8 protein-coding genes and 2 pseudogenes are annotated in these 5,297 nt (G+C 53.7%); 8 read left to right on the top strand and 2 right to left on the bottom strand.

Translation table 11 applies throughout. The annotated features are described in order from the left end of the window. The 4 genes and pseudogenes from CFR72_RS18410 to CFR72_RS16140 all read left to right on the top strand — a co-directional run. On the top strand, window positions 1–121 hold a 121-nt coding region (locus tag CFR72_RS18410; protein WP_146220762.1), incomplete at its 5' end, for a transposase domain-containing protein. Window positions 122–151: 30 nt separating this feature from the next. Further along, a pseudogene (locus CFR72_RS16150) lies at window positions 152–472 on the top strand (recombinase family protein); the annotation flags it as partial. A 42-nt stretch (window positions 473–514) separates the two neighbouring features. Next, window positions 515–1,150: a nucleotide-binding protein gene (locus CFR72_RS16145; protein WP_010511349.1), complete on the top strand. Its 636-nt coding sequence runs from the start codon at window positions 515–517 to the stop codon at window positions 1,148–1,150. Beyond that, window positions 1,150–1,428, top strand: a complete 279-nt coding sequence (locus CFR72_RS16140) for a ribbon-helix-helix domain-containing protein (protein ID WP_231290084.1) — start codon at window positions 1,150–1,152, stop codon at window positions 1,426–1,428. Before CFR72_RS16145 ends, CFR72_RS16140 begins: the two co-directional genes overlap by 1 nt. 43 nt (window positions 1,429–1,471) lie before the next feature. Here the strand turns inward: CFR72_RS16140 and CFR72_RS16135 are convergent, their stop codons facing one another. Next, window positions 1,472–2,572 (bottom strand): replication initiator protein A, encoded by a 1,101-nt coding sequence (locus CFR72_RS16135; protein ID WP_110914760.1) that lies wholly within the window; start codon window positions 2,570–2,572, stop codon window positions 1,472–1,474. 825 nt (window positions 2,573–3,397) lie between these two features. Here CFR72_RS16135 and CFR72_RS16130 point away from each other — a divergent pair. The 4 genes from CFR72_RS16130 to CFR72_RS16115 all read left to right on the top strand — a co-directional run bounded on the left by CFR72_RS16130 (window position 3,398) and on the right by CFR72_RS16115 (window position 4,795). Beyond that, a complete protein-coding gene (locus tag CFR72_RS16130) occupies window positions 3,398–3,634 on the top strand; it encodes a DUF4160 domain-containing protein (RefSeq protein ID WP_110914759.1) in 237 nt (78 codons plus the stop codon). Next, window positions 3,624–4,031 carry a DUF2442 domain-containing protein gene (locus tag CFR72_RS16125; RefSeq protein ID WP_110914758.1) on the top strand — a complete coding sequence of 136 codons (408 nt, stop codon included), beginning with the start codon at window positions 3,624–3,626 and terminating at the stop codon, window positions 4,029–4,031. The genes CFR72_RS16130 and CFR72_RS16125 overlap by 11 nt, the downstream gene beginning before the upstream one ends. A gap of 262 nt (window positions 4,032–4,293) precedes the next feature. Further along, on the top strand, window positions 4,294–4,455 hold the full coding sequence (locus CFR72_RS16120; RefSeq protein ID WP_110914761.1) for a CopG family antitoxin: 162 nt from the start codon (window positions 4,294–4,296) through the stop codon (window positions 4,453–4,455). A gap of 85 nt (window positions 4,456–4,540) precedes the next feature. After that, entirely contained in the window at window positions 4,541–4,795 is a 255-nt protein-coding gene (locus CFR72_RS16115) for a hypothetical protein (protein ID WP_110914757.1), read from the top strand. A gap of 53 nt (window positions 4,796–4,848) precedes the next feature. Here the strand turns inward: CFR72_RS16115 and CFR72_RS18485 are convergent. Continuing rightward, a pseudogene (locus CFR72_RS18485) lies at window positions 4,849–5,162 on the bottom strand (MucR family transcriptional regulator); the annotation flags it as partial. Between the last annotated feature and the right edge of the window lie 135 nt (window positions 5,163–5,297).

The following is a 5,297-nucleotide window of genomic DNA, read 5'->3' as shown; positions in this document are numbered from 1 at the left end:
CCATGCATGGCTCGCTGATGTCCTGGCACGGATCAATGACATCCCCAATCCACGCCTCCATGAACTCCTGCCCTGGCACTGGAAAGCCCACCAGCAGGTTCACAATACCATCGCCGCCTGAATACGCCCGCGTCTCTCGCCGGATGATTACGCCATAACGGGGATGACGTTCGACCTGACGACACCACATGGACGAATGCTGGCGACGGTTCTGGCCGGGATCGCTGAGTTCGAACGGGATCTGATTAGCGAGCGGGTGAAGTCTGGTCTGGCCGCTGCCAGGGCACGCGGGAAGGTTCTCGGCCGACAGAAAGGAGAGCGGCCAAAGTCTGATCGTCTGGCCCCGAAGGTTATGGCGTTGGTAGCCGAAAAGCGGAGTTATCGGTGGATCGCCCGCGATCTGGGAATCAGCAAGAACACTGTTGCTGCCATTGTGCAGAGAGATAAGGTGAGGCCTTCTCTTCCCTCGTAGAGAGTGTATACAGGTATAAGATTATACGTGTAGAGGTGTAGCATGAAGGTTCTTGCTGTTCTTTCGCAGAAGGGCGGTGTCGGAAAAACGACGCTTGCAACCTGTCTCGCTGTCGCGGCTGAGCAAGCGGGTAAGGTTGTGGCTATTATTGATTTGGACCCACAGGCGACAGCCTCTTTCTGGAAAGACGTACGCCAGCTCGATACACCGGCTGTGGCTTCAATTCAGCCGATACGTTTGCCTGCAATGCTCAAAGCCTGCGCGGATGCGGGTACTGATCTTGTGATTATCGACGGAGCTGCTGTTGCGCGTGATGTAGCTTATGAAGCGGCGCGGCATGCTGACTTCGTTCTCATTCCAACGAAGACGGCCGTGTTCGATACAATGAGTATGACACACACATTGGATGTGGTTCGTCAGCTCGATAAAGCGTTCGCTGTCGTTTTAACTTTTGTGCCCCCCCAGGGGCAGGAGACAGGGGATGCCATTAAGGCCGTAACCGAATTGGGGGCAACGGTCTGTCCGGTGACAGTAGGAAACCGCAAGGCATTTTTCCGTGCACAGGCAGCGGGACAGGCTGTGCAGGAATTCGAAGCACATGGGCCAGCAGCAAACGAAATTAAGCGTTTATACGAGTATACAGATATACAATTATACAAAAATCGGGAGGTAGTGTGATGGCGAAAAGCAATACGCTACAAGCGATGCTTGATCGCGCCAAAGGTAGTGGTGAGGCAATGCCAGCCCCTTCCCCGAAGCCAGATATATCATCCCGTAAACCTACGCTGAATGGTCGTAAGGGGACCAAGTTGATCGGTGGGCACTTTTCTCCTGAAGTCAGCACCCAGCTTCGTATTATAGCGGCCGAAGAGGGAACGACGGTTCAGAGTTTGCTTGGAGAAGCACTGGACGATCTGTTTGTGAAGAAAGGACGAAGCAGGATCGTTAGCGGATAAGTATACATTTATACACGTATACAATTATACACGTAAGCTGTGTCTAGCGTATAGGGTTGCGTTTGTGTCGGTTGCGGCAGAATCCGACAAATGCGGCGCTGGGGTTTTGCAACTCTGGTTGTCCGCTATCATTCCACCATGACACCCATTCATCATAGAGTGCGTAGACATCATATCCTGGAGCAACTCCTCTAGCGTCATGGAAACCCTCGGGATCGACAAATGGTTTCTGGAGCTTTGGCTCTATTACCTTGACGGTGTCCATCGTTTCCCGATTGCGGAAAGTAACTGTGTTGCTGTTTATTTCGACAGCATAATCAGGCAAGTGGTTATTGATTGCCAAGTCACGGAGCATTGAGCGAAATACGCGAATATGGCTACTGGCCCCCGTTTTTTTCTGTAAAATTTCTATAGAAACAACCCATTTTTCCTGAGCACCACAATGCTTGCGTGCAAGTTCGTATATTCTCCGTTCAAGTGGTTTGCGTAAACGGAAATAATCGCGATGTAATGTCAGTACACTTCTGCCTTCGATCATTCTGAATAGCCATTCGGACAGCGTTACCTTAATTTCGGACATTTGTCCGGAATTGGTCTTACGGACAATTCGCCATTCATTGATAAGACCAAAGCCTTCGGTGATTTCTTCTCCATTAGCTTTGATGTTGGTGGTGATCCGTGTGCCTGCTAAGCGCTCAAACGCGCTCCGAAGCCGCTTATAGCCATCACCATCGGTTTGACGGTTGGTCCACACCAATAAATCGCGTGCGGTAAGGTGGAGAGTTCGATTTGGCTGCTCACCTTGATTCATTTTCGCGATAAGCTGCGAAATGCAATAGATAAGGATATCCTTGTCATGGATCGTCGCGAGCCCTTTGACGCTCGGAACGATCTCAACTGTATTGCCATTGTGCTCGTATCGGAAAATGCGTCGATCAGGTTTAGTGGCAAGCGAGAAAATTGGATGTTCCATCGAGGCCATATCATCTTTGGGGATGGCATCAAGGACATCACAAATAAAAAGATCTGGTGTCGGATATCGTTCCGGAAGTAGAACTGAACGTCCATCAATGTTCGGGGTTTCATTGACGATAAGTGCCAGTTCGGGGTTTCGTTGACGGGTTGCTTTGATTCGGGGTTTCATTGACGATCAGTTTAGGTTCGGGGTTTCATTGACGCAAGAGCTAGATTCGTGGTTTCGTTGACGCAGATTCGGGGTTCTGGAGTCACTAGATTCGGGGTTTCGTTGACGCAAGCGGCCCCAAAACACTGTTTTTGTATTTTATTTTCAGTCAGTTACGTGTTTGTGGAAAACCCTTAACACTACTATTAACACATAAATTAACACTCTAAGACTGTGGATAACTTTTCATTCTCTGCAACCTTTAGCCAAATTGCCACCAAGCACCGCCTCTTGGGGGCTCCGCCCCCGCCGGCTCGCGGCCTACGGCCGCCACGATCGCGCATAGCGCGATCTCCCACCCGGCATCCCCCTGCTCGCCCTTTCAGGGCTGCGCTAAACAGACACGCCTACGGCGCGAAATCATAATCTGACGATGCGGAAACGCATCGTCTCTCCACCAGCACCTTCCTCTCCTGCGTCGGCGCCTTCGACGCCCTACGGGGCTCCCGCTCCGCGCTCGCCCGACGCCTGCAACACCAGAAAAACCGAGCAAGACCGTAATCTGCTCAAGACGCACCGGTGTTCAGGCGATCATTCAGCAGATCACGTGTCGCAGCATGCCCATCAGACGCCACAGGGTGGCCGTACAGGCGTTATCGTGTGTGGCGGCTAGTTGGTGGGCGATAACGGGAATTACGCTTTGTACGGCCTTCTATGGCGCTCTGCTGGCTTTGTCAGGGATTGATGGGCTGGCCATTTCCTGTTCGTCCGTCCAGATATCCTCCTCCTGACTTTCAGTGGGATGGTTCTGATTGAAAAACCCAAGCGTTAGGGATATGGTGCATTATGCCGACGCTTCTACGCATCAATGTATTTCGTGTCGTGATTTACACGGCAGATCATGTGCCAATGTACGTTCGCGTCATAAGCGCGGATGGGAAAGCGGTGATTGAAATTGGCAGGAAAGTCCGACTGATACGGGCAGGTGGCATGAAAGATAAGATCATGCAGGAAGCCCTTGTCATCGTGCAGGACCACGCTGAGATGTTGGCTGAAGCATGGGAGAAGATACATGGCGAATGACATGAACTATCAGGCCGCTCGTGAAGCAGACGCGCTTCATAGAGCAACAATTCCTCATGCGGTCTCCGCACGGTTTATCCGTGCTCGCCGTGCTCTTCACGTCACGCTCTCCAACGGTGTTGAGATGAGCGTGCCTGTGGATCTGATACAAGATTTGCAGGACGCTTCCCTGAATGATCTGGCCGAGATCGAGATCACCCCGCTGGGTAATGGCCTTCACTGGCCCCGTCTCGACGCCGATGTCCTGGTCGAAGGTCTGATCCACGGTATCTACGGTTCCCGAAGCTGGATGGCGGCACAGATGGGACGCGTGGGCGGATCGTCCGCCAGCCAGGCAAAGGCGGCGGCGGCACGCCGGAATGGTGCGAAAGGCGGTCGGCCAAGGAACGTCGCGTAAGATAGTCACCGCCTTTCAGGCGGTAGGGAACTGTCGTGCCACGTCTGCTCGCTGCAACGACCATTCTTGCCGAAAGGGTGGACCGTATCGGTCCACCCTTTGGCCTAAGGGGCTCGGGTTTTCCAAGCCCTTTGGGCATGCCCGCACCAATGGTGCAATGGTGTATGAAGAACCTATGTCAGGTCGGGTCCAATGCAGCCCCGAATGCGGTGTCAGTCAGGTACCAGAACGGGGCCGAGACAGTGCCAAGAGGGGGTATGCAGTGGCTAGGCAGCAGGAGATCGAACCCAAGGCGGCTGCCCTCAACATGCGCCTGCCGGCGTTCCTGCTGGACGCCGTGAAAGCCAGGGCGAAGGCAAAGGGCATCCCTTACACACGCTATGTCCGGATGCTGCTGGAGACCGATGTCACTCAGGCGCGGTAAAGCTGTATTCCGACCAGAACAGAGGAGATCGGGCGATGTAGGTACGCTCGGAAATTACTCCGCGCGTCATGGAGGGGAAGCTCCCATGTCTCGCACCTATCATCACAGCCGCAAATACGGTCGTGATCATCGCTGGGCCAATCGGCCGGATCGCTGTGGTTATGGAGGCTCACGTGAAGCCTCTGAATCCCCCAACTGGTACAGCCATCTGCGTGATATCCGTCCTGGCCGTCATCATGACAGGCATGTTGCCCGCCTGATCATCAAGGGCAACCTTGATCCTGTCGAGGCGGTCTTTCCGTATACCGGAACCCGGCGACCCCACGAATATTACTGGTAAACTTCAGTGCGGGAATGAGAGATCGTTCCCGCGTTCTGTTTCCGTCTGGATTTTCAGGCCAGTTTGGACCTGCGCCCGCGTTTCTCTCCGGTATGTGCGTGACCGGCACCTGATCTTCAGCAGTGGGGGCCGTAACATCAGGTGCGGTCCTGACGGCCCGTCCCAGTCCGATCTCCTGTGCCAGGACAGAGCGTCGGGCTGCATAGGCGGGGGCCACCATCGGGTAGCTTTCAGGCAGGCCCCATTTCTCGCGATACTGTTTTGGCGTCATGCCATAGGCGGATTGGAGATGACGCTTGAGCATCTTCAGTTTTTTCCCATCCTCCAGGCAGACAATGTAATCCGGGAACACGGATTTCTTCTGTGGTTGCCGTCCGTTATGCAAGAGTTTTCTGACCCATATGGGGTCGTTTGCGGGAGGGGGCGAAATCCTACGCTAAGGATTTAGGCCAGCGATATTCGCCGGTGAGGTTGATGTGTTCCCATCCCAGCGGTGAGACAT

The organism is Gluconacetobacter entanii, from assembly GCF_003206495.1.
Taxonomy (GTDB): domain Bacteria; phylum Pseudomonadota; class Alphaproteobacteria; order Acetobacterales; family Acetobacteraceae; genus Novacetimonas; species Novacetimonas entanii.
Note: the sequence above shows the minus strand (reverse complement) of the source record. Positions and strands in the feature narration are given on the sequence as shown.

Excerpts from the sequence above, each read along its gene's own strand:
- CFR72_RS16115 (WP_110914757.1), top strand. The coding sequence starts at position 4,541 with ATGTCTCGCACCTATCATCACAGCCGCAAATACGGTCGTGATCATCGC.
- CFR72_RS16125 (WP_110914758.1), top strand. The coding sequence starts at position 3,624 with ATGGCGAATGACATGAACTATCAGGCCGCTCGTGAAGCAGACGCGCTT.
- CFR72_RS16145 (WP_010511349.1), top strand. The coding sequence starts at position 515 with ATGAAGGTTCTTGCTGTTCTTTCGCAGAAGGGCGGTGTCGGAAAAACG.
- CFR72_RS16135 (WP_110914760.1), bottom strand. The coding sequence starts at position 2,572 with ATGAAACCCCGAATCAAAGCAACCCGTCAACGAAACCCCGAACTGGCA.
- CFR72_RS16140 (WP_231290084.1), top strand. The coding sequence starts at position 1,150 with ATGGCGAAAAGCAATACGCTACAAGCGATGCTTGATCGCGCCAAAGGT.
- CFR72_RS16130 (WP_110914759.1), top strand. The coding sequence starts at position 3,398 with ATGCCGACGCTTCTACGCATCAATGTATTTCGTGTCGTGATTTACACG.